Genomic DNA, 26,640 nt, shown 5'->3' on the forward strand with positions numbered 1-26,640 from the left:
GAGCTCCGAGCAGGCCCCCGTACGCGTCCACTCGCAAGCGCCGACCCACGCGAGTGGACGCACATCGGGCCCTGCCCTCCGGCCGAACCCCGTTCCGAGTCCACCCGCTCGCTCTCGCCCATGCTGGTCGAGCAGCCGCGGCACGCGGCGTATCGAGACCCCCGGCCCCAGCAGGGCGGTTCGCAGACTTCTCCTCCCGACCCCGCCCCCGGGCGTTCGCCCGCCGGACACCTGGGCGCGCCGTCGCGTTCACCCGGGGCGGCCAGCGTGGGCGGGTTCCTTCGAAACCGCTCAGGAGATCCGTGCCCCGTCACTTCGCCCCCCGCCGCACCGCCGGCGCCGCGCTCACCCTCGTCCTCGCGAGCTGCACCGTCGGCGCCGCGCTGCCCGCCACCGCCGCCGGCGACTCCTTCTTCACGCGCATCGCCACGGTGCCCGCGTACCTCAACGCCGTCGACCCGGCGGTCGACTCCGCCGTCGCCGAGATCTCCAGCGCCTCGCCCGACGGCCGCCTGGTCTACTCCACCGACTCCGCCGGCCAGCGGATCAACGTCCTCGACATCAGCGACCCGGACGCGCCGAAGCCCCTCGGCGGCGTCGGCGTCGGCGGCGAGCCCACCTCGGTCTACGCGACCGGCGAGTACGTGCTCGCGGTCGTCGACACCTCCGACGGCGACTTCGCGAACCCCTCCGGCCACGTCAGCGTGCTGCACGCGAGCGATCTCGCCCCGGTCGCGACGATCGAGCTCGGCGGACAGCCCGACTCCATCGACGTCACCACCGCCGGCGACCTCGCCGTCATCGCGATCGAGAACCAGCGCGACGAGGAGTTCACCCCCGAGGGCGCCGAGGAGGGCGACCTCCCGCAGGCGCCCGCGGGCGAGCTCGTCGTGATGGACCTCACCGCCGACCCGTCCGCCTGGGTCGCCGAGCACATCGCGCTCACCGGCCTCGCGGGCCTCGACACCCCGAGCGACCCGGAGCCCGAGTACGTCTCCATCAACCCGGCCGACACCGCCGTCGCCGTGACCCTGCAGGAGAACAACGCCGTCGCGATCCTCGACCTGGCCACCCGCACCGTCACCGCGTCCTACTCGGCCGGCACCGCCTCCGTCTCCGGGATCGACACCCTCGACGACGACCGCATCGCGCTGACCGACTCGATCACCGACGTCCCGCGCGAGCCCGACGCGATCGGCTGGGTCGGCGACGACCACGTCGCGATTGCGAACGAGGGCGACTGGAAGGGCGGCACCCGCGGCTGGTCGATCCTCGACGCGGCCTCCGGCGCCGTGGTCTGGGACGCCGGCAACTCCTTCGACCACCTCGCCGTCAGCCTCGGCCTCTACCCCGACCAGCGCTCCGACGCGAAGGGCTCCGAGCCGGAGGGCCTGCTCTCGGCGACCTTCGACGGCGTGCCGTACGTCTTCGTCGGCGCCGAGCGCGCCAACTTCGTCGCGGTCTACGACGTCTCCGACCCGGCCGCGCCGCGTCTCGTGCAGGCGCTGCCGTCCACGCCCGGGCCGGAGGGGCTGCTCGCCCTGCCCGAGCGCGACCTGCTGGTCGTCTCGAGCGAGACCGACGACGCCGAGGCGGCGGTGCGCGCGAGCGTGCAGCTCTACGCGCTCGGCGCCTCCGCCCCGGCCTTCCCGACCATCGCGTCGGCCGACGTCGACGACTCACCGCTGCCGTGGGGCGCGCTCTCGGGCCTCTCGGGCGACCCGGCCTCCGCGGATCGTCTCTACGCCGTGAGCGACAGCGCGTACGCGCCGAGCACGATCCACTCGGTCGACACGTCGGTCGTCCCGGCGCTGATCGACTCGACGCTCACCGTGACGGAGGCGGGTGAGCCGGCCGCCCTCGACCTCGAGGGCATCGCCGCGCGCGAGGACGGCGGCTTCTGGGCGGTGACCGAGGGCGCGACCGGACCGGAGAACGCGCTGCTGCGCCTGGACGCCTCCGCCGCCGTGCTCGAGCGGATCGCGCTCCCCGCCGAGCTGGGCGACGCGCTCGGCTCGCAGGGCTTCGAGGGCGTCACGATCGAGGCGGGTGCGGACGGCGAGATCGTCTGGACCGCACTGCAGCGCGAGGCGTCAACCGACGCCGACGGGATGGTGCGAATCGGGCGCTACGACGTCGCGGCCGGCAGCTGGAGCTTCTTCGGCTACCCGCTGGAGACCCCGTCCGGTGCCGAGGGCGACTGGAACGGCCTCTCCGAGATCACGCTGACGCCCGCCGGGACCCTCGCGGTCATCGAGCGCGACAAGCGCAACGGACCGGACGCGGCGCTCAAGGCCGTGTACACCGTGCCGCTGCCGACGGGGCCGGGCGCCATGATCGGCGAGGAGCTCCCCGTGCTGGAGAAGACGCTCGCCGTCGACGTCCTGCCCGCGCTCGAGGCCGGCAACGGCTGGACCCAGGAGAAGCTCGAGGGCCTGGGCATCACCGGCGCCGGCGAGGTCTTCGCGGTCACTGACAACGACGGCGTCGACGACGCGAACGGCGAGACGGTGCTCGCGTCGCTCGGCTCCGCGGCCGACGTGTTCGGAGCGGCGGTGACGCCGACCCCGGTGCCGACGACCGAGCCGACCGCTGTGCCGACCGCCGCGCCGACTGCCGTGCCCACGGCCGAGCCGACCGCTGCGCCCACTGCGCAGCCCACGGCCGGACCCACGGCCGAGCCCACCATTGCGCCGACCGCGCAGCCTACGGTCGCGCCGACGCACCCCGCCGGTGCCGTGCCGCCGCGGACGGGCTCCGGCTCCGGCTCGCTCGCCTCGACCGGTGTCGAGACCGGCTGGCTCTCGGCCGCCGCGCTGTCCCTCCTCGCCGGCGGAGCCCTCGTGCTCGGCCTCGCCCGGAGGCGCCGCACGGCGCGCTGACGCCGCGAGATCTCGAGACGTCCGCTGCACATGCTGGTCGAGTAGCCGCGGCACGCGGCCCCGCATGCTGGTCGAGTAGCCGCGGCACGCGGCGCATCGAGACCCGCCGTCACCAGCAGGGCAGGTCTGCAGACTCCACTCCTGGCGGGGGTGGATCTCGATACGCCCGCTGCGCGGGCTACTCGATCAGCATGGAGGACCCGCTCCGCGGGCTGCTCACTCAGCAGAGAAGTGCGCACCAACGCGGCCCCATGCTGGTCGAGTAGCCGCGGCACGCGGCCCCGCATGCTGGTCGAGTAGCCGCGGCACGCGGCGTATCGAGACCCGCCGTCGTCAGCAGGGCTGGCCTGCAGACCCCACTTCTGGCGCCGGTGGATCTCGATACGCCCGCTCCGCAAGAGGGGGCGCCTTCGTCGATGTGTCCGGACCTCCGGCACGCGGAAACACCTCCGGCTCGTCGAATCCGTGGATTCCGACGAGCCGGAGGTCGTTCCGCGTGCCGGAGGTGCAGCCCGGGGGTCAGCTGCCGGAGGGGGCGTCCGACTCCTCGGGGGTGGCGGTGTCGCTCGGGGCGGAGGGGGTCGCACCGGCGTCGGGAGCGTCACCGGCGGCGGGGCCGGTGCCGGGGCGCGCGGGACCGGCGGGCGCCTCACCGGCGGCCGGGGGCGCGGGCGGGGTCGGAGCGGAGCCGTCCGCCGGGGGCGTCGGGAGCTCGCAGTCGCCCGAGGGCGCGGCCGGCGGGGTCGGCGGGGTCACGGCGTCGCCGTCCGCGGGCGCGGCGGGCGGGGTCGGGAGCACTCCGTCGGCGGGCGGGGTCGCCGTCGCGCCGTCGGTGGGCGCGGCGGGAGGCGTGGGCGCCTCGCCGTCAGCGGGAGCCGCCGGCGGGGTCGGCATCGAGCCGTCGGCGGGAGCGGCCGGCGGCGTGAGCGCCTCGCCGTCGGCAGGGGCCGCGGGAGGCGTCGGGGTCTCGCCGTCAGCGGGGGCAGCGGGAGGCGTCGGCGCCTCGCCATCAGCGGGAGCCGCCGGCGGGGTCGGCATCGAGCCGTCCACGGGGGGCGTGGGCGCCTCGCCGTCAGCGGGAGCCGCGGGCGGGGTCGGCGCCTCGCCGTCGGCGGGCGCGGCCGGCGGGGTCGGCATCGACCCGTCCGCACCGGGCGCCGGGGGCTTCGGCAGTCCGGCGCCCGCGGGTCCGCAGGCGGCCGGGCCGGTCGAGGCCGGGCCGGTGAGGGTCGGCGCGTCGCTGGAGTCCGGGGTCGGCGTCGCACTGGCCGTCGCGCTCGGCGTCGTCTCGATCGTGCTCGAGCTCGTCGAGCCGGAGGTGGGCGCGGAATCGGCGAAGGCGGCGGTCGATCCGATCGCGGCGAAGCCGAGGGCGCCGGCGGCGATGCAGAGGGCGATCGCACGGGTCCGGGGGCGGCGCGGGCCGAAGCCCTGGCCCTCAGTACCCGAGCCCTGGGTTCCGGGGGTGCGGCTGTCGGGGGTCTTGCTCATGGGAGTCTCCTCGGTCCGGCCCGGTGCCGTTCCCGTTCGGGAGCGGTTGCGGCCGGTTCCATTTCAGATTCCGAGCCGAATCTGAAGCGGTCCTTAAGAACAGAGGCTCCCCAGCCGAGTGGCGGTCGACGCCGATCCGCGCCCCCTACGGTCGGAGCATGCTCCCCTCCGCCCGCGTGCTCCTCGTCGAGGACGACGACGCCATCCGCTCCTCCGTCGAGGCCGCCCTCCGCGGCGAGCGCTACACCGTGCGCGCCCTGCCGACCGGCGAGGACCTCGCCCGCGAGCTCGCCGACTTCGCGCCCGACCTGGTCGTGCTCGACTGGATGCTGCCTGGCCCGAGCGGCATCGTGCTCGCCGAGCGGATCCGGCGCACCAGCGACGCGGCCGTGATCATGCTGACCGCGCGCGACGCCGTCGACGACCGGCTCCGCGGCTTCGACGAGGGCGTCGACGACTACGTGGTGAAGCCGTTCGTCCTCGCCGAGCTGGTCGCCCGAGTCACCGCGGTGCTCCGCCGGCGCGGTCGCGTCCCCTCGATCATCGAGATCGGCGACCTGGTCGTCGACCCCGACGCCGGACGCGCCCGCCGCGGCGGCGAGCCCCTCGACCTCACCGCCACCGAGTTCCGGCTGCTCGCGTTCCTCGCGGGAAGCCGCGGCCGCACGCTGACCAAGACGCAGATCCTCACCCAGGTCTGGGGCTACGACCACGTCGACCCCAACCTCGTCGAGGTGCACCTCAGCTCGCTCCGCAAGAAGATGGAGGCGCACGGCGACCGCCTCATCCACACCGTCCGCGGGCTCGGCTACCGGGTGGAGGCATGAGCACCCCCGCAAGCACCCCCGCCGCGCGCTCCGCCTCCGCCCCGCTGCGCACCGGATCCCTGCGCCTGCGCACCGTGCTCGCCGTGCTCGCCCTGCTGGCGGTGCTGCTGCTGGCGCTGTCCGCGACGGTGCAGGTCGTGCTCGGCGAACGCCTCCGCGACCAGATCGAGGAGCGGCTGGCCGATCGCGCCTCCGCCGCCGCCGCCCTGGTCGGCACGATCGCCGACGACGAGCTCGCCTCGCGGCTCTCGGCGCAGGGTGTCGCGGTGCGGATCCAGAGCCCCGACGGCGAGGAGGTGGTCGCCGGCCCGAGCCCCGAGCAGCTGCGCCAGGGACCGGGAGCGGCGGACCAGCTGGGCGAGCCGCCGAGCCCGCCCGGGAGCACCAGTGCCGCCGTGCCCACGCCCCGCGACGCCACCGTCACCGTCGCCTCGAGCAGCGTCTCCGGCGACGACGGCCTGATCACCCTGCAGTCCGTCCTCAGCGACGGCACGGTGCTGACCCTCAGTAGCGAGGCGGGCTCGGTCGGCTCGACCCTCGCGTCGCTGAACGGGATCCTGCTCGGCGCCTCGGCCGTGTTCCTCCTGCTCGCCGCCGGCGCCCTCGTCCTGGTGGTCCGCGCGACCCTGCGCCCGCTCGAGCGGATGACGACCGTCGCCCGCTCGATCGCTCACGGCGATCGCGGCCGGCGCCTGCGCCCCTCGCGGCCCGGCACCGAGCTCGGCCGCACGGCCACGGCGTTCGACGAGATGCTCGACGACCTCGAGCAGGCCGAGCAGTCGGCACTGGCCGCCGAGCGCCGGATGCGCGCCTTCGTCTCGGACGCCGCGCACGAGCTGCGCACCCCGGTCGCCGGCATCCAGGCCGCGGCCGACGCGCTGGTCCGCGCCGACGGCACCGAGGAGGAGCGCGAGCGGCTGTCGGTGCACGTGGTCCGCGAATCGCTGCGGGCCGGGCGGCTCATCCAGGACATGCTGCTGATGGCGCGGCTCGACGAGGGGCTCGCCCTCGACGCCCGGCCGCTGGACGCCAGCGCGGTGGCGGCCGCCGCGATCGAGCGGCAGCTGCTGCGCGACTCCGGCCCCGAGATCGTCCTGCACCGCGACCCCGCGGCGCCGCCCGTGCACGCCGACGCCGACCGGCTCGGCCAGATCGTCGGCAACCTGCTCGAGAACGCCGCCCGCTTCGCCCGCTCCCGGATCGACGTCACGCTCGCGCACGCCGACGGCCGCGTCACGGTGACGGTCGACGACGACGGCCCCGGCGTCCCCGAGGCCGACCGCGACCGCGTCTTCGACCGGCTCGTCCGCCTCGACGACGCCCGCAATCGCGCGGACGGCGGCTCGGGCCTCGGTCTGCCCATCGCCCGCGGCCTCGCGCGCGCCCTCGGCGGCGACCTCGTCTGCCTGCCCGGCGCCGCCGGAGCGCGCTTCCGCGTGATCCTGCCCGCCGGCTGAGAAGATCCCCCTGCGGCGTGGGACCCCCCTGCTGATCGAGTAGCCCGCGCAGCGGGCGTATCGAGATCCACCACCGCCAAAAGTCGAGTCTGCAGACCCGCCCTGCTGGCCACCGAGGGTCTCGATACGCCCCTGCGGGGCTACTCGACCAGCATGAAGCGCCCGCGCGTGAGAACTCGCACAGCACATCCGGCGAATGCGCAAGTACGTGTTCAGGGGACGCCTCCCGCGCGACGATGGGCGGGATGGACACGATCGACGAGCGCAGCGCCTGGGCGCGGACCGTCGTCGAGCGCGACTTCGGCGTCCGCCTGGTCGACTTCCTGCCGATCATCGGCGGCCTCGACCACGGCGCTCAGGTCTGGTTCGCAACCGACGACGCCGGCGCCCCGTGGAGCGTCAAGGCCTCCCGCCGCGACGGCCGCTTCGGCCTCGCCCTCGCCTCCGCCCTCGGCGACGCGCGGGCGCCCGGCATCGCCGCGCCCACCCGCGCCCGCGACGGCCGCCCCTGGACCGAGGACTCCGGCCTCCTCGTCTCGCTCGCCCCCTGGATCGTCGGCGACGACGCGGTCGACTCCGGCGAGGACGCGCTGCCCTGGGAGGAGTTCGGCGCGGTGCTGCGCGGCGTGCACGACTCCGCCCCGCCCGCCGGCACCGTCCCGCCGCGCCGCGGGATCCGCCGCGCCCAGCGTCCGCCGGCCGCGCTGCTCGCCGAGGTCGACGAGCACCTGACCCCCGAGCTCCGCGGCCGCCTGCACGCCCTCGCCCGCGCCGAGCGGCGCCTCAAGCGCTCGCGCACGCCGGCCGCCCGCGTCCCCGTGCACGGCGACCCGCACCCCGGCAACGTCGTGATCGACGCGCACGGCAGCCCCTGGCTGATCGACTTCGACGAGGCCACCGTCGCCCCGCGCGAGGTCGACCTGCTCCTGGTCGAGCTGGGCGTGATCTTCGCCCGTCCGATCACCGACGTCCAGCGGCGCGCCTTCCGCGCCGGCTACGGCGAGACCCTGATCGACGACGAGCGGATCGCCCGCTTCGGCTGCGTCCGCGCGGTCGAGGACGTCGCGACCACTGTCCTCCTCTCGCTCGCTCCGGCCCGGACGCCGGCCGAGGAGGAGGAGCGGCGAGCGCTCCTCGAGGGCCAGCTCGGCCCGCACGGCCTGGTCTCGCTCGTCGAGACCGCCCTCGACCGGCTCGGGCAACCGGCCGCCTAGACCCACCCCGCAGCACCGCACCCCGCAGCACCGCACACCTCCCTCCGCACTCCTCCCACCGCACCCACGCAGCACGCACAGAAGAAGGAACCGCCCCTCATGCGCAGACGACTCCTCCCCCTCGCCGCCCTCGCGGTCTCCACCCTCGCCCTCACCGCCTGCAGCGGCTTCGGCGGCGGCGGCGGCTCCTCGGCCGACGGCGACTCCATCACCTTCACCACCTGGGCCAGCGAGTCGGAGCAGGCGGCCTTCGAGTCGCTGATCACCGACTTCGAGGCCGCGAACGACGGCGCGAGCGTCGAGCTCAACGTCGTCCCCTACGACCAGATGTTCAGCAACATCGACGCGCAGCTCAGCTCGGGCGAGGCGCCCGACGTCTTCCGCGTCGACTACGGGAACCTCGGCGTCTACTCCAGCCAGGGCCAGCTGCTCGACCTGACCGACCGCATCGACGAGTTCGACTCCTTCACCCCCGCCTTCCAGGAGGCCGTGTCGTTCGAGGGCACCCCCTACGGCGTCCCGCACCAGACCGACGTCTCGGCCCTGCTCGTCAACACCGAGCTGCTCGCGGCCGCCGGCGTCACCGATATCCCGACCACGGCCGCCGACGCCTGGACCTGGGAGGAGTTCGCCGACGTCTCGACCAAGCTGCGCGCCTCGCTCCCCGCCGAGCAGTACCCGTTCGCCGCCAACTGGCAGCTCGGCGGCACCCCGCGCTGGCTGAGCTGGCTCTTCGAGGCCGACGGCGCCCTGCTCGAGGAGGACGGCACCACGCCCGCCATCGACTCCGAGGCCGGGGCCAAGGCCCTCGACTTCACCAAGAGCTTCTTCGAGAACGACTGGGTCCCGCCGACCAGCTCGGTCAAGTCCGCCACCTACGCCGACTCCTTCTTCACCGAGCAGAGCGTCGCGATGTCCTTCGTCGGCTCCTTCCTCGTGCCGGACGTCGACAACCTCGCCGACTTCGAGTGGACCGCCACCCCGATGCCCGTCGACGCCCGCGGCGCGACCGACCTCGGCGGCAACGCCCTCGTCGCCACCGCCGAGACCGACAACCCCGACATCGCGGCCGAGTTCCTCTCCTTCATGACCGAGGCCGAGAACATGGCCGAGTTCTGCGCCGCCACCAACGAGCTGCCGACCCGCACCGACATCGACCCCGCCTCGATCGACTTCGCGGTGCGCGCCGACGTGATGCCCGTCTTCGTCGAGCAGGCCGCCACGATCACCCCGCGCGACGTCCAGCAGCTCACCTCCCCCTTCCTCGCCCAGATCTCGGTCGCGATGCAGGACCAGCTCGAGGAGGCGTTCGTCGGCGGACGCAGCACCGAGGAGACGCTGACCGGCCTGAGCGACGCGATCGCGCAGGCCACGAGCTGATGACGGCCGTCCCCCTCCGCGGGTCGCCGCCGCGTCGGCGCCGCACCGCCCGCACCCGCGAGGCGCTCGCGGGCTTCGGCTTCGTGGGCCCGAACCTGCTGCTGATGGCGCTGTTCCTGTTCGTGCCGATCCTCTGGGCGATCCAGCTGTCGTTCCAGGAGTCGCGCGGCTTCGGCACCCCGGAGTGGGTCGGCCTCGCCAACTACGCCCGGATGGGCGCGGACCCGGTGTTCTGGCAGAGCCTCGGCAACACGCTGATCTTCACCGCGGTGACGGTCCCGCTGGAGCTGCTCGGCGGACTCGGGCTGGCGGTGCTGCTCAACTCGGTGCTGCCGGCCCGCGGGATCTTCCGCACGATCATCGTGCTGCCGCTGGTCATCTCCGGAGTCGCCTCCGGCATGATCGCGGTCACGATCTTCAGCGAGTCCTCCGGCATCGTCAACAAGGTGCTCTCCTCGCTCGGGGCGTCGCCGGTCTCCTGGCAGTCCGACGGCACCGCGGCGATGATCTCGGTGATGCTCACCGCGGTCTGGCTGCGGATCGGCTTCAACATGGTGATCTACATCGCCGGCCTGCAGGGCGTCTCGCCCGAGCTCTACGAGGCGGCGCGGATCGACGGCGCCACCCGCTGGCAGCAGTTCCGCTCGCTGACGGTACCGCTGGTCGGCCCGTCGACGTTCTTCCTGCTGATCATGAACGTGATCGCCTCGTTCCAGGTCTTCGACATCGTCTTCGTGATGACCGGCGGCGGGCCCGGCTTCTCCACCTCCGTGCTCGGCACCTACGCCTACCGCAACGGCTTCCAGGTGCGCGAGCAGGGCTACGGCGCCGCGCTCGGCGTCGTCATCCTGCTCGTCTCCCTCGCCTTCACCTACCTGCAGTGGCGCACGAGCCGCACCCGCGACCTCGTCGAATAGGAGCCTCCTGTGACGTCCTCCACCCTCACCACGCCCGCCGCCGTCGCGGCCGCGAGCGTCCGCGACGCGCCGAAGCGCCGCCGCTCCACCCGCGACGGCTCCCGCACCGGACTCGTCGTCCGCATCGTCGTCGCGGTGATCGCCTCGGCGATCGTCTTCTTCCCCCTCTACTGGATGCTCGTCATCGCGTTCTCGCCGCGCGGTGAGGTCTTCTCGCCCGGCCCGCCGCAGTTCTGGCCGAGCGAGATCTCGCTGGAGAACTTCGCGACCGTCTTCGCCCGCTTCCCGGTCGGCGAGTGGTTCGTGAACTCCGTCGTGATCGGCGCGTTCGTCACCGCCTTCACCGTGGTGCTCAACCTGCTGGCCGGCTGGGGCTTCGCGCGGCTGCGCTTCCCGGGCCGCAACCTGCTGTTCCTGCTGGCGCTCGCGACGATGATGATCCCGGTGCAGGCGATCATGGTCGCCCAGTTCAAGCTCGTCACCGGGCTGCAGATCTACGGCACCTACTGGTCGGTGATCCTGCCCGGAGCGGCGGCGGCCTTCGGCATCTTCCTCGCCCGGCAGTTCTTCCTCTCCATCCCGGAGGAGCTGATCGAGGCCGCGCGGATCGACGGGGCCGGACATCTGCGCGTGTTCCTGCAGATCGTCCTGCCGCTGAGCAGGCCGCTGATCGCGGTGCTCATCCTGCTGACCCTGCTCGGCAGCTGGAACGACTTCGCCTGGCCGCTGATCGCGCTGAAGGACAACGAGCTGTTCACGCTGCCGATCGGCCTGCTCTACCTCAAGGGCCAGTCGACGCCGGACTACTCCGCGAGCATGGCGCTCGCGCTGATCTCGGTGCTGCCGATGGTGCTGCTGTTCCTCGCCTTCCAGCGCTACTTCGTCCAGGGCTTCGCCCGCAGCGGCATCCGCTGAGCCGGGTCTCGATACGCCCCTCCGGGGCTACTCGACCACCAGAGTGGTCGCCCACCCCATGCTGATCCACAAGGTGGTCGCCCACCCATGCTGATCCAGCAAAGGAGTCGCCCACCCATGCTGATCGAGTAGCCCGCGCAGCGGGCGTATCGAGATCCCCCACCCCCAGAAGTCGAGGCCGCAGACCTGCCCGGCGGCACCGGCGGATCGTCGCCGGGCTCTCGGCCCGCCGCCTAGTCTGAGAGCGTCCGCCGCACGAACGAGGAGACCTGGGTGAACGTCCGCGAGCTGCTCGGCCACCCGGAGCTGCAGCTCACCCTCGTCGGCGGCGACGACGTGCAGCTGGCCCGCGCGATCTCGGGCACCTACACGATCGACCTGCCCGACCCCGGCCGCTTCCTCTCCCCCGGCGACGTCGTCCTGACCAGCGCGCTCTGGACCTCCGGCCGGGAGAGCGTCGAGCGCTTCGTCGGCGGCGTCGCCGACCGCGGGGTCGTCGCCATCGTCGTCGGCCTGATCGCGGTCGGCTCGCTGCCGGCCGGCATGCTCGAGGTCTGCCGTCGGCACGGCGTCGCCCTGCTGACGGTCGCGCCGGACGTGTCGTTCAAGACCATCGCGCAGACGGTCGCCGGAGTGATCGCGCAGGCCGACCTGCCCACGCTCGGCCGCGAGGCCCGGTTCGCGCGCCGCCTGCTCGCCGATCCCGCCTCGGGCGAGGGCGTGCAGGTGGCGTTGCGCGCGTTCTTCGAGGAGTTCGCGCACGGCAGCTGGGCCGTCGACCGGGCCGGCACCCTGGTCGCCTCCGCCGGCGGACTGCCCACGGCCGCCGACTACGGCGCCGCCTGGGAGGCCTCGCTGTCCTCCCCCGACAGCCGCTGGGAAGTCACCGAGCACGGCCGCTCGCTCTCCCGCCGCGCCCTCTTCTCCGCCGCCGGCGAGCGGCTCGGCGTTCTCGTCGTCACCGGCGATCAGCGTGGCTGGTCGGACGAGACCGCGGACGGCGTCGAGCTGCTCGCCGGTGCGGTCGCGGGCCGACTCGACCTCGCCCGGCAGCGAGAGCGCGCGTCGGCCGCGCCGCTGCTCGACCTGCTCCGGGCGCTCCTGCACGACGAGCTACCCGAGTCCGAGACCGCCGTCCGGCTCCGGCTGCTCGGCTACCGCCTGGGCGCGCCGCTCCGGGTGGTCGTCGCGCGCACGGATGATCCGTCGCTGCCCCCGGAGGCGCTGCTCCAGCCGCTGCGCGCGGCCGCCGAGCGCGAGCACGCACTGGCACTGGGCGCGGTACTCGACGGGGCCGCGGTCCTGCTGCTCGGCGATCCCGCGGACGGCACGGCCTCGCCCGGCCCCGCGCTGCGCTCCGCCGTGGAGGCGGCGCCGTGGCTGCTGCACGAGCGCCGGATCGCGATCGGCGTGGGCGACGCCTCCCGTGAGGTTGCGCAGCTGGGGGTCTCGCTGCTCGCCGCCCGCGAGCGCGCGCGCGGCGCCTCGTCGGACGAGCCCGTCTCGATCGTCGAGCACACCGTCCCCGTCTCGAGTGACGCCCTGCTCGAGCTGGTCGCGCCGCGCACCCGTGCAGCCTTCGCGCTCGCTGTCCTCGGGCCGCTCGTCCGCTACGACGACGAGCACCGCAGCGACATGGTCGAGACCCTGCGCGTCTTCCTCGAGAGCGGCGGCTCCTGGCGCCAGGCCGCCGACCGCCTGCACCTGCACGCGAGCACCCTCCGCTACCGGATGCAGCGGATCGAGGCGCTGACCGGCCGCGACCTCTCCGCGATGGCCGACCGCGTCGACCTGCACCTGGCGCTCCGCTTCCTCTGACGCGCCGAGCGCCGCCGGACGACAGGACCCGCGCCAATCGACCGTCCCGCGTCAGCGTGCGCCGTGGGCGCCAGACCGCCTTTCGCGTGCCAGATGTTCGACGGTCGATGGAGCTGGATGCGAGCATTCGTCGTCCCCGCCGTCCATCCATCCCAGAGGAGCCCCCGTGCATCGTCGTCCCGACTCCCTCCGCCCGCGCCGCTGCGCCGGCACCCCGTTCACCGTCGCCGCCTCCCTCGCCCTGACCGTCGGCCTCCTCGGCTCCGCCACGGCCGCCCACGCCGCCGAGGCGCCTCCGGCCTCCCCGACCCCCACCGCCAGCGCGACCGTCAACGCCGCCGCCTTGACGGCCACCGCCCGCGGCGAGCTCGTCCTCAAGCCCGGCGAGAAGCCGGCCTCCGGCACCCCGCTCAGGTGGACCATCACGGTCACCAACACCGGCGCCGTCCCCCTCGACGATGTCACCACCGACCTCAGCGAAGGAGTGATCACCCTCAAGCCCGGCGAGAAGCACGACTTCATCGAGCAGGACCTCCTCACCAGGAGCATACTCAGCGACGGCTACGCCCTCATGACCACCCACGCCACCGCACTCACCCCCACCGGCACCGAGATCACCACTCTCGTCACGGCCCGCTTCGACCTCCCCACACCCACACCCGCGCCGACTCCGACCACGCCGGCACCCACTCCGACGACGCCGGCACCCACTCCGACCACGCCGGCACCGGCCCCGACACCCGCGCGGGGCGCCTCCCTGAGCGCGACCGCGCGCGGCGAGCTCGTTCTCAAGCCCGGCGAGACGCCGACGGTCGGCACCCCGGTGAGGTGGACCGTCACCCTCACCAACACCGGCGACGTCCCCCTCGACGAAGTCGGCGATAATCTCGTCCAACCCGGCCTCCATCTGGAACCCGGCCAGGCCCGCGAGGTGACCTGGTCGACCACCCTTGATGAGTGGGAACTCTCGGACGGCTTCGCCCACATCGCGAAGTTCGTCGCCGGACTAGCACCTGACGGCACCGTGGCCCGCACACGCGTCGACGGCCGAATCGCCCTCCCTAGCCCGATACCGACCCCCGCACCGACTCCGCCCACTCCGTCACCGACCCCGACGACGCCGGCTCCCACCCCGCCAGCACCTTCGCCGGCGCCGACCCCGGCCGAGGACCCGTCGCTGAGGGCGACAGCGGACGGTGAAGTCGTCCTCAAGCGGGGCGAGACCCCGAAGGTCGGCACCCCGGTGCGGTGGACCATCACGGTCACCAACACCAGTGACGTCCGCGTCCAGGACATCACCGCCGACGACACCGGCGACCTCATCGACCTCGACCCCGGCCAGACCGGAGACCTGAAACTGACGACCACGCTCAGCCAGGAGGACCTCACGAACGGCTACACCCTCCTCGACGCCCTCATCACCGGCAAGACACCCGCCGGCACCGAAGCCATCACCCTCCTCGAGAGCAAGCTCACCTTCGCCGCCCCGATGCCGCCGACACCGACCCCTACGCCTCCCACTCCTACGCCCACGCCTCCGGCGCCCACCCCGACCCCTCCGGCCCCCACCCCCACTCCGCCCGCGCCGGCACCCGTCCCGGTCATCCCGACACCCGGCCCCTCTTCCAGCACGCCGGCCGCCGTCGTGCCCGTCACCCCGGGCTCTACCGGCTCGACCGGCTCGACCGGCTCGACCGGCTCGACCGCGAAGGTCTCGTCCGTGGCGGACACGGCCCAGCGCCGCCTCGCCTCGACCGGGTACGACGCGACGAACGCTCTGCCCGCCGCCGGGATCCTCACCGCCCTCGGCGCGCTCGGCGTGCTCCTCGGCCGCCACCGCCGACGCCACCGCACGGCCGACTGACCGATCGCCGGCGGAGTCGACGCCCCTCGACACCGCCGGCGGTCCACGACGGCCCGAGCCCGCCCTCCCGGCGAGCTCGGGCCGTTTCCTCGTTTCTGAGTGATCGCTCCCTCCGCCGTGCCCGACTGCATCGACCTGCACCTGGCGCTGCGCTTCCTGATGCCGGACGCCCCGCCGATGAACACGACCTGCGCCAGACGGTCGCCCCGCGTCAGCCTGCGCTCCGGACGCCAGATGTTCTCTCGTCTGCCAGATGTTCGACGACCGATGCGGCGCGATGCGAGCATTCGTCGTCCCGCCTTCCACCCCACCTCTGAGGAGCCTCCGTGCAACGACGTCCCGACTCCCTCCGCCCGCGCCGCTGCGCCGGCACCCCGCTCACCGTCGCCGCCTCCCTCGCCCTGACCGTCGGACTCCTCGGCACCGCCTCGGCCGCCCACGCCGCCGTGGTGCCGACAGCCTCCCCGACGCCCACCGCGAGCGTGACCGCGGAGGGCGCCGCTTTCAGCGCGACCGCGCGCGGCGAGCTCGTCCTCAAGCCCGGCGAGAAGCCGGCGGTCGGCACCCAGGTGAAGTGGACCATCACGGTCACCAACACCGGCGACGTCCCCCTCGACGACGTCGCCCGAACGATCGCCGGACCGGGCCGCCATCTGGAACCCGGTCAGACCCTCGAGCTGGCCTCGTCGACCACCCTCAACCAGAGGCAACTCGCGGAAGGCTTCGCCGTCCTCGACGAGTTCACCGGCGCGAGGACACCTGACGGCGTCTCGGTCTACGCACGCGTCCGCGGCCGACTCGCCCTCCCCAGCCCGACTCCGACGCCGACTCCGACTCCGACCATCCCTGCACCCACTCCGGCTCCGATCACGCCGGTACCGACTCCGACCACGCCGGTACCGACTCCGACCACGCCGGCACCCACTCCGACGACACCGGCGCCCACCCCGACACCGGAGCAGCACCCCTCACTGAAAGCGACCGCCCGCGGCGAGCTCGTCCTCAAGCCCGGCGAGAAGCCGAAGGTCGGCACCGAGGTGAAGTGGACCATCACGGTCACCGACACCGGCGACGTCGCCCTCTACGACGTCTCCGTCGGGGAGACGGGCGACGAGGTCGATCTCGCGCCGGGCCAGACCAGGGAACTGACGCTGAGCACGACCCTCGGACAGAAGGACCTCGACGCCCGCGCCGCCGTGCTCACGACGTTCGCGGGCGGCGATACCGAGTACGGCGAGTTCATCAGCGTCGACGTGACCGGCGGACTCGCCCTGCCGACCCCGACCCCACCGGCACCGACTCCGACTCCCACTCCGACGCCCACTCCCACCCCGCCGGGGCCCATCCCGACTCCGATCCAGACCCCTCCGACGCCCACCCCAGCCCCACCGGCACCGACCCCCACTCCCACCCCGACGCCCACTGCGGCGCCGCCGGCGCCCACGCTCACCCCGCCGGCGCCCACCCCGGCACCGGAGCACTCGCCGGACACCCCGACCCCCGTCGCGCCCGCAGCCTCCGGGACGACGGGCTCCACCACGACGAGCTCGAAGGCCGCAGGGGCGTCGAAGAACCGCCTCGCGGAGACCGGGTCCGACGCGGCCGGCGCGCTCTCCACCGCTGGGATCCTCACCGCCCTCGGCGCGCTCGGCGTGCTCGTCGGGCGTCGTCGCCGGAGCAGCCGCTCGACCCACTGACCGCTCGCCGGCGGAGTCGACGCCCTTCGACTCCGCCGACGAGCCACGACGGCCCGAATCCGCCCACCTGGTCGGGTTCGGGTCGTTCTCACTCTCCGGGTGATCGCTCCCTGCGGAACACCGAACGATCGATCCCGCGACCGGCCCATTCTCGTCGCCGACCTGCCCGTTTCGAAACAACGCCCGCGACTACTGCGCCTCAGTGCCATCACTCTCATCGGGCGCCTGATTGCCTACTTCACGCCATAAAGGTGGCAACCCCTCATCGCCGATGTGATCGTTTCCGAGCTCCGCTCAATATTCGAATCACCAATGCCTAGGAGTTCCCATGACCCCCCGCCGCCCCGACGCCCAGGGACCCCGCCGGTCCCTCGGAGCACCGCTCAGCATCGCCGCCTCGCTCACCTTGAGCGCCTGCCTGCTCGGCTCCACCGCTCTCGTCGCCCACGCCGACGAGGCCGCCCTGCCCGTCGTCTCCGAGACCACCGCTCAGGCCGTCGTCGTCGACCCCACCGCGCAGGCCGTCGCCTCGGCGCCCACCGCACTCGAGGCCGCGCCCGCTCCGGCCGCGCAGACGTCCGCCCCGACGGTCACCCCGGCGCCCGTCTCCCCGGAACCCGTCTCACCGGCAGCCTCAGCGGCACCCGCTGCGACCGCGTCCGGCGAAGCGACGGTGCATGCCGCCGCGCTCCCGCCACCCCGGCGCCGACCGCGCCCGCGGCCGAGGCCGAGGCGCCGATCGTGCCGGCCCCTGCGCTCCAGGATGCGCCGGCCGACGCGCCCGCGGCGGCGACCGAGACGCCGGTCTCGGCGCCTCAGCAGCAGCCCACTCCGGCCGCATCGGCATCGATGTCGGACGGCGTGACCGCGACGGTGAAGGGCGTCCTCGACCTCAAGCCCGGCGAGAAGCCGACGGTCGGCACCCCCGTCAAGTGGACCATCACCCTCCACAACACCACCGCCCACCCCGTCGACGTCCTCAAAGCGCTCCTGCACCTCGAGCCCGGCGAGAGCGGCGACGTCGAGGACAACCTCGCACCGACCACCCTCACCCAGGCCGACCTCGACGCCGGCCGCGTCACCTACGCCAGCCGCTACGACATCGTCTCCAGCAACGGCCCCCAGATCATCCGCGCACGGGGCGCACTCGAGCTGCCGAAGACCGCACCGACCCCGGCTCCGGCCACGGGCCCGACCACGACTCCTGCGCCGACCACGCCCGCCCCCACCCCGACGAGCACCGCGTCCGACCAGGTGACCGCCTCCGTCCGCGGTGCCCTCGACCTCAAGCCCGGCGAGAAGCCGACGGTCGGCACCCCCGTCAAGTGGACCATCACCCTCCACAACACCACCGCCCACCCCGTCGACGTCCTCAAAGCGCTCCTGCACCTCGAGCCCGGCGAGAGCGGCGACGTCGAGGACAACCTCGCACCGACCACCCTCACCCAGGCCGACCTCGACGCCGGCCGCGTCACCTACGCCAGCCGCTACGACATCGTCTCCAGCAACGGCCCCCAGATCATCCGCGCACGGGGCGCACTCGAGCTGGCCAGCACGACCACCCCGGCCACGCCGACCGCCCCCACCACGCCGACCGCCCCCACCACGCCGACCGCCACGGCCTCGCAGGCACCCGACGCGCCCGCGCACGCAGCGCAGTCGTCCTCGATCCGAGGCGAGCTGCTCCTCACGCCCGGCGAGAAGGTGACCGCGGACACCCGCGTGAAGTGGACGGTCACGATCACCAACACCGGCGAAGTCCCCCTCCACAACGTCGACAACGGCCACACCGGAGAACGCGTCGACCTCGCCGTCGGCCAGTCCAAAGACCTCACCGTCACCCTTCCCCTCGGACAGAGCGCACTCGCCAGCGGCACCGCCACCCTCAACGCCCGCACCTCCGGCACCAGCGACACGGGCGTCCTCGTCCACAGCCGAGCCACCGGCACCCTCACCCTCCCCACCACCAGCACGACCACCCCGACCACCCCGGCCACGCCGACCGTCACGACCACGCCGACCGCCACGACAACAACCAACCCGGCCACCGCCCCGACCACCGGCACCGAGACGGGCACGACGACCACCGCCCCGACCACCGGCACCGAGACGGGCACGACGACCACCGCCCCGACCACCGGCACGGAGACGGGCACGACGACCGGCGGCACGGAGACGACCGCGGGAACCACCATGACTCCCGCCGCCGGTGCTCCCGCCGGTGCCGTCGCCGGCAGCGAGAACGTCGCCGACGGCGCGGGCTCGCTGAAGCGGGCCGTCGACGCCGCCGCCCAGAGCGGCGCTGGAGCCGGATCGGCCTCCGCCTCGGCACCGACCATCGCTGACAAAGCCTCCGGCAGCACGAGCGCGAAGAGCTCGGCCACGAAGAGCGCCTCCGCCGCCCACCTCGCTCAGACCGGCGTGGACACGGCGGCCGCACTGCCCGCCGCCGGGATCCTCGGCCTGCTCGGCATGGTCGGCCTGCTCCTCGGCGCCCGTCGCCGTCGCAACCGCACCGCCGACTGACACAGCACCGTCCCCTTGAAGCGCCGGTGGCGTCGACCCGACTCGACGCCACCGGCGCTTCGCCGTGTCATCCCCTGCCACGGATGCGCACGCGCGACGTCGATCCACGCTCCGCGCACCCTCGTCCTCGAGCGCTTCACTGCCCCCGAGGGACAGCGGCCTCGACTCGAGTCGGAGCCACCGACCCTCGGTCGTCGCGCCCTGCCACCGACGTCAGTGACTGCCGCGAGCCCGCTTCCGCGCCAGGAATGCGCCGCTCCGGAAACACCCGTGTGATCATTCCCGAACCGTCTCGACCCCTTGCCGATCCCTGCCCAGGAGCCCCATGACCCCCTCACGTCCCGACCTACGACGACCGCGCCGATCGCCCGCCACTCCCCTCAGCATCGCCGCGTCCGTCGCGTTGAGCGCGTGCCTGCTCGGATCCAGCTCCCTCGTCGCGCACGCCGAAGGACACCCCGACGTCGCGACCGCGACGCCGGAGCAGGACGCCGCTGCAGCGGTCGCCCTGTCGACGCCCACGCCCTCTCCCGCACCGGACGATGCCGCGCCGCCGGCCGGCCCCGCCGCCCCGGACGCCGCCCCGGCGACCGCACCCGCCGCGCCGAGCAGCGCACCCGCCGCGCAGGACGCCGCCCCCTCCCCCGCTCCCCCGGCGCCGACCCCCGCGACCGCCCCGCCTATGGCCGATCCCGCCCCGGCACCGGCCACGACCGACGTCACGGCGACGCCGACCGACGCGGCCGCACCGGAGACGCCGGTCCCCTCTCTCGCACCGGCCGCACCCGACGCGATGCCGACACCGGCGGCCGAGGCGCCGGCCGCCGCGTCGGAGACGCCGGTCGCCGCCGCCCAGCAGCAGCCCGCTCCACCGCCGACCGTGCCCATGACCGGGGACTCCCTCGTGAGCGCGACGGTGAGGGGGACGTTCGAGGTGAAGCCGGGCGAGAAGCCGGTGGTCGGCACGAAGGTGAAGTGGACCGTCACCTTCCGCAACAACGGAACGACCGCCGCCGCCGTCTACGGGACCGAGTTCTCCGTCCCGGCGGGGCAGAGCCGCGACGGTCGGGACGACGCGAAAGAGCAGACGGTCACTCAGGCCGACCTCGATGCCGGGGTGATGAGGTACGCGAACAGCTGGGGCGTCGTCACGCCCGCGGGCGTGCACTGGATCCCCGTGCGAGGCGAGCTGCCCATCCCGGCGGAGAACCCCGCCCTCGAGGTCGTCTACACCCCGAGGTTCGAGCTGGCACCCGGCCAGCCGGTCGTCGTCGGCACCGTGGTGGACCCGACCGTCACGGTGACCAACCGCGGGGAGGTGACCCTGCACGACATCACCTTCACCGGCACCCCGCCGTTCAGCCTCGCACCGGGTCAGCGCGCCGTCCTCTCCTCAAAGGGCACGGTCGACGAGCTGGACGTGTTCGCGGGCGAGTACCACCGCGACGGCGGCTACGTCTACGCGCGCACCCCGAGGGGCGCCGTCTACAAGACCATCGCCTCCGTGCGGCTCCCGTTCCCGAAGCCGGACGCCCCCGCCGCGACGAGCACCGCCACACCGGCCCCTGCGCCGAGTGCCGGGACGGGAGGGTCCCCAGCGGGCGGCACGACCGACGAGTCCTGGAGGTTCCGCGGCGAGTTCGTGCTGCAGCCCGGCGAGCAGGTGAAGGCCGGCACGAAGGTCCGCTGGACCTCGACGTTGACCAACACCGGCCCCGACGACCTCCGCGACCTCGTCGCCGTGCGGGTGGGGGCCGCCCCCGGCAGCCCCGGCAGCACCAGCGAGAAGCTGGCCGTCCTCGCCAAGGGCCGGACCGCGCAGCTGCACCTCGAGTCCACCGTCACGGAGGACGACCTGGTGAGCGGCATCACCCACATCGTCGTCGACGCGACCGCCGTGACGGGCGGACGGACGAACACGGTGCGCAGCGGTGCGACGCTCGCGATTCCCGTCGAGCACCCGCTCCTCGACGTGACCACCACGACGAGGCCGAGGCTCGGGCCGGGAGCACCCCTCGTCGCCGGCACCGTCCTCGACACCACCTTCACGATCGTCAACCGCGGGGACGTCACGCTCACCGACGTCCGGTTGAACAGCTTGGCCCCGTTCACCCTCGCACCGGGCGAGAGCGCTGACCGGGTCCTCTCGGGCCCGCTCACAGCGCGGGACGTGGAAGCCGGCGAATACCGTCTCACGGCCAAGGTGACCGTTCGCACCCCCCGCGGTGTCCAGTACAAATCCAACGACATAGTCGTCGCGCTGCCGATCCCCACGAGCAGCTCCCCCGGCGCCGCGCCGGCTCCCGCACCCACCGGCGCCCCGTCGACCCCCGCACCCACCGGGACCGCACCCACCGGCACGCCCTCGGCCCCCGCGCCCACCGGCACGCCGTCGGCCCCCGGGACCGCGCCCATCGGCACACCGTCCACTCCGGCACCGACCGCCACGCCGCCGATCCCCGCACCCACCGGCACCCCGTCGACCCACACACCCGGCACGCCGTCGGCACCCGCGCCGACCGGCACGCCCGCCCCCGGTCCCAGCACCACCCCGCAGATCCCCGCTCCGGCACCCGCCGGCGTGACCGGGACCGTGAGCGGATCGCTCGATCTCAAGCCGGGTGAGAAGCCGGTCGTCGGCACCCGGATCAACTGGGTCGTCACGTTCCGGAATCAGAGCTCCGCCCCGGTCTCCTTCTACAACACCCCCGTCGTCCTCGGCCCCGGCGAGAGCCGCGACGCCCGGGACACCACGAAGACGTGGGCAGTGACCCAGGCCGATCTCGACGCCGGCCGAGTGTCGTACGCGACCTCCTGGGGAGTGAAGACCGCGAGCGGTGACGGCTTCGTCACCGTGCGAGGCGAGCTTCCCCTGCCCAAGGACGCCCCGATCGCCGCGGAGCATCCTCTCCTGGAGGTGACGCACGCTTCCGCCCTCGACATCGCACCGGGCACACCCGTCACCGCCGGCACCGTCGTCCGGGCGACCATCACGGTGACCAATCGCGGCGATGTCGCCCTCCGCGACATCCGCCTCGGCAGCACTCCGCCGTTCACCCTCGCACCCGGCGAGCAGCACACGGAGCCCTTCACGGACTCGATCACCGAGCAGGATCTGCTCAACGGCCGGTACCTCCGCGAGGACGGCGTCCTCGTCGCGCTCACACCCAGCGGCGCCCAGTACCGTCTGGACTTCACCCCCGCCACCTTCCCGATCCCGAAGGCCGCCACCACCGGCACGACGCCCGCCCCCTCGCCCGCGCCGACCGTCGCGCCGGCACCGACCGCGACGCCCACACCGACCGCGACGCCTGCGGCCACCGGGACGCCCGCCACGGGGACCGCGACTCCCTCGCCCACCGGCACCGGCACCGGCACTGGCACCGGCACTGGCACTGGCACTGGCACTGGCAGTACCCCCGCCCCGGGCACGGACACACCGACCACGGGCACGCCCTCGACCGGCGCCGGCGGGTCGGGTACCACTGGCTCCGGCACCTCAGACCCGAGCAAGCCCGGGACCGGAACCACCGGGTCCGGTACCACCGGATCCGGCACGGGCACCACTGGCTCCGGCGCCACAGGCTCCGAAACCGGCCCGACCGGCACCGGCACCACCGGTTCAGGCACCGCAGGCACGGGTACCGCAGGCACGGGCACCGCAGGCACGGGCACCGCAGGCACGGGCACCGCGGGCACGGGTACCCCCGGCATCACCGGCACGACCACCACCGACCCGGGCACCGACGGCGCCGGTACCGGCACGACGGTCACCGGGACCCGCCCGACGATCACCGCCTCCACCGAGACGGGCAGCGGGGGTACCACCGGCTCGTACGCTAACGGCGTCGGCACGACGGTGGCGGGCACCGGCCCGACCGGCGCACGCAGCACAGCGACGGGTACGACCGCCTCGGGCACGACCGGCACGACCACGGGCGGCACGACCGGCTCCGGAGTCACGGGCACGCGGGCGGCGAGGGACGCGTCCGCTCCCCGCCTCGCCGAGACAGGCGTCGATCCGGCGCCCGCGCTGGCCGCCGGGGGTGTCCTCGCGCTGCTCGGCGCGCTCGGCACCCTTCTCGGCGCCCGACGCCGACGGCGCAACCGCACGGCCGACTGACCGGCCCGCCGACCGCGGGAACGACGGAGGGCGCGGGGCATCACGCCCCGCGCCCTCCGTCGTCCGTCCGTCAGCTCGCGGCGACCGCGATCTCGTTCGGCGTGACCTCCAGCTCGGCGCTGGACAGCACCTTCCCGGTGGTCAGATCGAGCGCGTGGACGCTCTTCGCGGCCGGGTCGGTGACGTAGGCGATGTCACCGGCGACCGTGATGGCAGGGTGCGGGTCCTGCCACTCGACGGGGCTCTCCCAGGCGTCGACGACGGGGTACGAGTCGGTGATCTCCCCGGTCTCCGGCTCGATCACCTGGACCGCTCCGTCCGAGCCGATCAGGTAGGCGAGGTCGCCCGGGCCGCGCGCGACGCCGCGGAAGGTGTACTCGACACCCTCGGGCAGGTCGACGACGTCGAGGGTCTTCGCCTCGGTGTCGATCAGCGCGAGGCGGTGCAGGAGGTAGCCCTCGGCGTCCTGGTCGTCCTTGTAGTCGCCGACGACGATCGGGCTGGTCTCGCTGACCCAGGCGTTGCCCATCCGGCCGTAGGGCTGGTCGGGCGCCTCGAGCTTGGTGATCTCGCCGCCGTCGTAGACGAGGGCGCCGTTCTCGCAGCCGAAGACCACGACCACGTTCTCGGCCGTGCCCTCGCCGTGCACACCCGGGCACTGGTCGTTCGTGGCGACCACCGCGCCGGCGGCGTCGCGCACCTCGATGCCGGTGCGGCCGTCGGCGTTCCCGACGGTGGTGAGGAAGGTGCCGTCCTCGAGGACGATCGACACCCCGTGGTGCGCCTCGACGCCCGGGATGGTCTCGACCTCGGGCACGCCCTCGGCGTCGGCCAGGTCCGCGGTCTCGACGACCGTCGTGTCGCTGGTGCCGTCGGCGTAGAGGATCGTCTTCCCGCCGTGGCGGACGACGTGCCCGGGGGTGTCCGCGGGGAAGACGATGTCGGTGAGCTCGGGCTCGCCGTCGGTGCCGGCGGCGGTGTCGAGGAGCTGGAAGCCCACGCTCATCGTGACCATGACGTGCCGGCCGTCGCCCGCCGGGTTCAGGCGGGTGAACTCCTCGGAGTCCAGGTCGGCCACGGTCTCGAGGGTCTCGCCGTCCAGGACGAGGATGCCGCCCTCGTAGGCGACGGCGAGCCGGGTGCCGGCTGCGGCCGGGGTGGCGGCGGCGGACGGATCGGCCGCGGGGGCGCCGCTCGAGGAGCAGGCCGCGAGGGTCGCGATCGTGCCGAGGGCGAGGAGGCCGAGGCCCGCTCGGCGGAGAGGTGCTCGCCGGAGCGGCGCTCGGCGGAAGGGGCTGGTGCGCATGGGGATGTGGTTCTCCTGGTGCTGGTCGTGGGCGCTCACGGTGAGAGCCCGGTGGCGATGCGCTGCGTGTTCACGCGCATCATGCTGAGGTAGTCGGGGGCGCCGCCCTCGGGCCCCGTGAGGGACTCCGTGAACAGCTCGACCACCTCGACGCGGATGTCGGCCTCGCTCGCGAACGCCTGGACCAGGCGGTCGGGAGACGAGGACTCCGCGAAGATCGTGGGGACGCCGGTCTCCTCGACCGCCTCGACGAGGTCGGCGAGGTCGGAGGCGGACGGCGCCGCGAGGGTCGTGCCGCCGGGGATCACCGCGCCGACGACGTCGAAGTCGAAGCGGTCGGCGAGGTAGCCGAAGACGTGGTGATTGGTGACGAGGGCGCGGCGCTCCTCCGGGATCGCGGCGAAGGCGGCCGTCATCTCGGCGTCGAGCGCCTCGAGCTCGGCGCGGTACTCGGCGGCGCTCCGCTCCAGGGCCGCGGGGTCCGCGCCGTCGAGGTCCGCCAGCACCGGCGCGAGCGCGTCGACGACGGCGATCATGCGGGCCGGGTCGGTCCAGAAGTGCGAGTCGGGGCTGCCCTCGGCGTCGCCCTCGCGGTAGTCGAGCACCTCGATCGCGTCGCCGGCGACGAAGGCCGGCACGTCCTCGGCGGCGGCCGCGTCGAGGTGCTGCTGCAGCCCCTCCTCGAGGCCCAGGCCGTTGGAGACGACCAGGTCGGCCGAGCGGAGTCGCGCGGCCTCCTGCGCGGAGATCTCGAAGGAGTGCGGGTCGGCGTTCGGCTTCATCAGCGTCACGACCTCGACCTCGTCGCCGACCAGCCGCTCGACGACGTCGCCGAGGATGTTGGTCGAGACGATCACCAGCGGGCGGTCGTCCGCGGCGGCGGAGCAGCCGGTGAGCGCGAGCAGCGCGACGGCAGCCGCCGCGAGAGGCGCGCGGCGTCGGAGGTGGCGGGGGCGTCCCATGCTCAGCGCCCCGTCTCAGCGGTGAACGCCGGCTCGGTCGCCGTCTCGAAGCTGCGCGCGAGGCGGGCGTCGTCGGCGTAGTCGATCTCGTGCACCCGCCGCTCGGCAGGTGCGCTGAGGTAGGCGCGCTGCTGGTCGGCGACGAGGGTCGGGGCGAGGCCGGCGGCGAGCGACTCGGCCGCGAGCGGCTCGGTCTGGGCGAGCAGCGCGCCGTCCGCGCCGTCGAGCACGAGCACCCGGCCGTCCTGCGCGAGCGCGAGCAGGTGGTCGTCCTCGTCGTCGACGGCGGTCACCTGCGCGAGGGGCGCGGGAGTGGGGAGCAGCGACCAGGAGCGGGCGCGGGTGTCGAGCAGCCAGATCCCGGTGCCGCCGGCGAGCCCGGCGACGGTCGGCCGGCCCTCGCGGTTCGCGAAGCTCGTCGCGGCGGGCGCGGTGGCGTCGGCCGGGTAGGTGATCCGCTCGACGGTCAGCTCCTCGCCGTCGACGGTCGCGAGCAGCGCGCCGTCCGCGCAGCCGATCACCGCACCGACGCGGGTGGTGATCGTCCCCGCAGGCTGCGGGCACTCCTCGACCAGGCCCGTTCGCTCGCCGTCGGCCGTGTAGCCGGCGACCGAGGCCGACTCCCCCGCGCCCTCGGTGACGAGCGCGAACGAGCCGACCGGGACGACCATCCCGGGCCCCGGCTCGCCGTCGAGGCGGAACGACTCGGTGATCTCGCCCTTCGACAGCGCCTCGGTGTCGAGGAGCACGGCCTCGCCCGAGTCGGGGAAGTACAGCCCGGTGCCGCCGGACGTCGACAGGTTCGTGGTGGCGACGACCGCCTCCCCCTCGCCCGCGACGGTGCCGAGCAGCCTCGGCTCGGCGCGGTAGTAGTGGAAGTGGTCGACGTGGTCCCAGGTCCAGGCGCCGCTGTCGACGATCTCGACGCCGGCGGCGGTCTGCGCGAAGAGGTAGCGGCCGTCGGTCGTCAGCGCCGAGGGCGCGCCGATCGTGCCGAGCTCGACGACGCTCTCGTCGAGGAGGTCGAGGTGCGAGACGGCGCCGGCCGGGTCGATCCAGGTGACTCCGAGGGCGGGCTCGGCGAGCTCCGCGGCTCCGGAGATCGCGCCGTGGCCCTCGCCGGTCGCGTCGTCGGCGGCGGGTGCGACGGGGTCGGCGGAGCAGGCCGCGAGGCCGAGAGCGAGGGCGCCCAGGAGGAGCGCCGGGGCGGTGCGGAGGGAGCGGGTGGAGCGGGAGAGCACGGGATCCTTTCGAAGGGGGA

15 protein-coding genes and 2 pseudogenes are annotated in these 26,640 nt (G+C 74.0%); 12 read left to right on the forward strand and 5 right to left on the reverse strand.

The genetic code is table 11. The features are described from left to right. Nucleotides 1–893 precede the first annotated feature (893 nt). Nucleotides 894–2,471: pseudogene (locus MT355_RS21765) on the forward strand (esterase-like activity of phytase family protein); the annotation flags it as partial. A 188-nt stretch (nucleotides 2,472–2,659) separates the two neighbouring features. Here the strand turns inward: MT355_RS21765 and MT355_RS21770 are convergent. Further along, nucleotides 2,660–3,169: pseudogene (locus MT355_RS21770) on the reverse strand (hypothetical protein); the annotation flags it as partial. 232 nt (nucleotides 3,170–3,401) lie between these two features. Further along, on the reverse strand, nucleotides 3,402–4,373 hold the full coding sequence (locus tag MT355_RS18450) for a hypothetical protein (RefSeq protein WP_243600642.1): 972 nt from the start codon (nucleotides 4,371–4,373) through the stop codon (nucleotides 3,402–3,404). 158 nt (nucleotides 4,374–4,531) lie between these two features. Between MT355_RS18450 and MT355_RS18455 the strand changes: the two genes are divergently transcribed. From MT355_RS18455 to MT355_RS18505, 11 genes are all read left to right on the forward strand, one after another. Further along, the gene (locus MT355_RS18455; protein ID WP_123446969.1) at nucleotides 4,532–5,200 is read left to right on the forward strand and encodes a response regulator transcription factor; all 669 of its coding nucleotides are present in this window, start codon (nucleotides 4,532–4,534) and stop codon (nucleotides 5,198–5,200) included. Next, the gene (locus MT355_RS18460) at nucleotides 5,197–6,657 is read left to right on the forward strand and encodes a HAMP domain-containing sensor histidine kinase (RefSeq protein ID WP_243600643.1); all 1,461 of its coding nucleotides are present in this window, start codon (nucleotides 5,197–5,199) and stop codon (nucleotides 6,655–6,657) included. The genes MT355_RS18455 and MT355_RS18460 overlap by 4 nt, the downstream gene beginning before the upstream one ends. 245 nt (nucleotides 6,658–6,902) lie before the next feature. Further along, on the forward strand, nucleotides 6,903–7,871 hold the full coding sequence (locus MT355_RS18465; RefSeq protein ID WP_243600644.1) for a phosphotransferase enzyme family protein: 969 nt from the start codon (nucleotides 6,903–6,905) through the stop codon (nucleotides 7,869–7,871). Nucleotides 7,872–7,970: 99 nt separating this feature from the next. Next, entirely contained in the window at nucleotides 7,971–9,251 is a 1,281-nt protein-coding gene (locus MT355_RS18470; RefSeq protein ID WP_243600645.1) for a sugar ABC transporter substrate-binding protein, read from the forward strand. Continuing rightward, the gene (locus MT355_RS18475; protein ID WP_123446973.1) at nucleotides 9,251–10,168 is read left to right on the forward strand and encodes a carbohydrate ABC transporter permease; all 918 of its coding nucleotides are present in this window, start codon (nucleotides 9,251–9,253) and stop codon (nucleotides 10,166–10,168) included. The genes MT355_RS18470 and MT355_RS18475 overlap by 1 nt, the downstream gene beginning before the upstream one ends. 9 nt (nucleotides 10,169–10,177) lie before the next feature. Then, nucleotides 10,178–11,083 carry a carbohydrate ABC transporter permease gene (locus MT355_RS18480; protein ID WP_243600646.1) on the forward strand — a complete coding sequence of 302 codons (906 nt, stop codon included), beginning with the start codon at nucleotides 10,178–10,180 and terminating at the stop codon, nucleotides 11,081–11,083. A 273-nt stretch (nucleotides 11,084–11,356) separates the two neighbouring features. Next, the gene (locus tag MT355_RS18485) at nucleotides 11,357–12,901 is read left to right on the forward strand and encodes a PucR family transcriptional regulator (protein WP_243600647.1); all 1,545 of its coding nucleotides are present in this window, start codon (nucleotides 11,357–11,359) and stop codon (nucleotides 12,899–12,901) included. A 166-nt stretch (nucleotides 12,902–13,067) separates the two neighbouring features. Then, nucleotides 13,068–14,765, forward strand: a complete 1,698-nt coding sequence (locus tag MT355_RS18490) for an LPXTG cell wall anchor domain-containing protein (protein WP_243600648.1) — start codon at nucleotides 13,068–13,070, stop codon at nucleotides 14,763–14,765. 326 nt (nucleotides 14,766–15,091) lie between these two features. Further along, entirely contained in the window at nucleotides 15,092–16,462 is a 1,371-nt protein-coding gene (locus MT355_RS18495; RefSeq protein ID WP_243600649.1) for an LPXTG cell wall anchor domain-containing protein, read from the forward strand. A gap of 741 nt (nucleotides 16,463–17,203) precedes the next feature. After that, the gene (locus tag MT355_RS21695) at nucleotides 17,204–18,988 is read left to right on the forward strand and encodes an LPXTG cell wall anchor domain-containing protein (RefSeq protein ID WP_243600650.1); all 1,785 of its coding nucleotides are present in this window, start codon (nucleotides 17,204–17,206) and stop codon (nucleotides 18,986–18,988) included. 325 nt (nucleotides 18,989–19,313) lie between these two features. Beyond that, nucleotides 19,314–23,111 (forward strand): hypothetical protein, encoded by a 3,798-nt coding sequence (locus MT355_RS18505; protein ID WP_243600651.1) that lies wholly within the window; start codon nucleotides 19,314–19,316, stop codon nucleotides 23,109–23,111. 70 nt (nucleotides 23,112–23,181) lie between these two features. On the opposite strand, the gene aztD is transcribed toward MT355_RS18505, so the two are convergent. The 3 genes from aztD to MT355_RS18520 are packed head-to-tail and all read right to left on the reverse strand — an operon-like array spanning nucleotide 23,182 to nucleotide 26,620. Next, nucleotides 23,182–24,417: a zinc metallochaperone AztD gene (aztD, locus tag MT355_RS18510; protein WP_279392605.1), complete on the reverse strand. Its 1,236-nt coding sequence runs from the start codon at nucleotides 24,415–24,417 to the stop codon at nucleotides 23,182–23,184. 35 nt (nucleotides 24,418–24,452) lie between these two features. Then, nucleotides 24,453–25,379 carry a zinc ABC transporter substrate-binding protein AztC gene (gene aztC / locus MT355_RS18515; protein WP_243600653.1) on the reverse strand — a complete coding sequence of 309 codons (927 nt, stop codon included), beginning with the start codon at nucleotides 25,377–25,379 and terminating at the stop codon, nucleotides 24,453–24,455. Nucleotides 25,380–25,381: 2 nt separating this feature from the next. Next, entirely contained in the window at nucleotides 25,382–26,620 is a 1,239-nt protein-coding gene (locus tag MT355_RS18520) for an ABC transporter (protein WP_308197439.1), read from the reverse strand. Nucleotides 26,621–26,640 lie beyond the last annotated feature (20 nt).

This window comes from Rathayibacter sp. VKM Ac-2929, assembly GCF_022815495.1.
GTDB classification, from domain to species: Bacteria; Actinomycetota; Actinomycetes; order Actinomycetales; family Microbacteriaceae; genus Rathayibacter; species Rathayibacter festucae.

What these genes read in the sequence shown, in the direction of transcription:
- MT355_RS18450 (WP_243600642.1), bottom strand. Translation starts at nt 4,373, where the DNA reads ATGAGCAAGACCCCCGACAGCCGCACCCCCGGAACCCAGGGCTCGGGT.
- MT355_RS18455 (WP_123446969.1), top strand. Translation starts at nt 4,532, where the DNA reads ATGCTCCCCTCCGCCCGCGTGCTCCTCGTCGAGGACGACGACGCCATC.
- MT355_RS18460 (WP_243600643.1), top strand. Translation starts at nt 5,197, where the DNA reads ATGAGCACCCCCGCAAGCACCCCCGCCGCGCGCTCCGCCTCCGCCCCG.
- MT355_RS18465 (WP_243600644.1), top strand. Translation starts at nt 6,903, where the DNA reads ATGGACACGATCGACGAGCGCAGCGCCTGGGCGCGGACCGTCGTCGAG.
- MT355_RS18470 (WP_243600645.1), top strand. Translation starts at nt 7,971, where the DNA reads ATGCGCAGACGACTCCTCCCCCTCGCCGCCCTCGCGGTCTCCACCCTC.
- MT355_RS18475 (WP_123446973.1), top strand. Translation starts at nt 9,251, where the DNA reads ATGACGGCCGTCCCCCTCCGCGGGTCGCCGCCGCGTCGGCGCCGCACC.
- MT355_RS18505 (WP_243600651.1), top strand. Translation starts at nt 19,314, where the DNA reads ATGACCCCCTCACGTCCCGACCTACGACGACCGCGCCGATCGCCCGCC.
- aztD (WP_279392605.1), bottom strand. Translation starts at nt 24,417, where the DNA reads ATGCGCACCAGCCCCTTCCGCCGAGCGCCGCTCCGGCGAGCACCTCTC.
- aztC (WP_243600653.1), bottom strand. Translation starts at nt 25,379, where the DNA reads ATGGGACGCCCCCGCCACCTCCGACGCCGCGCGCCTCTCGCGGCGGCT.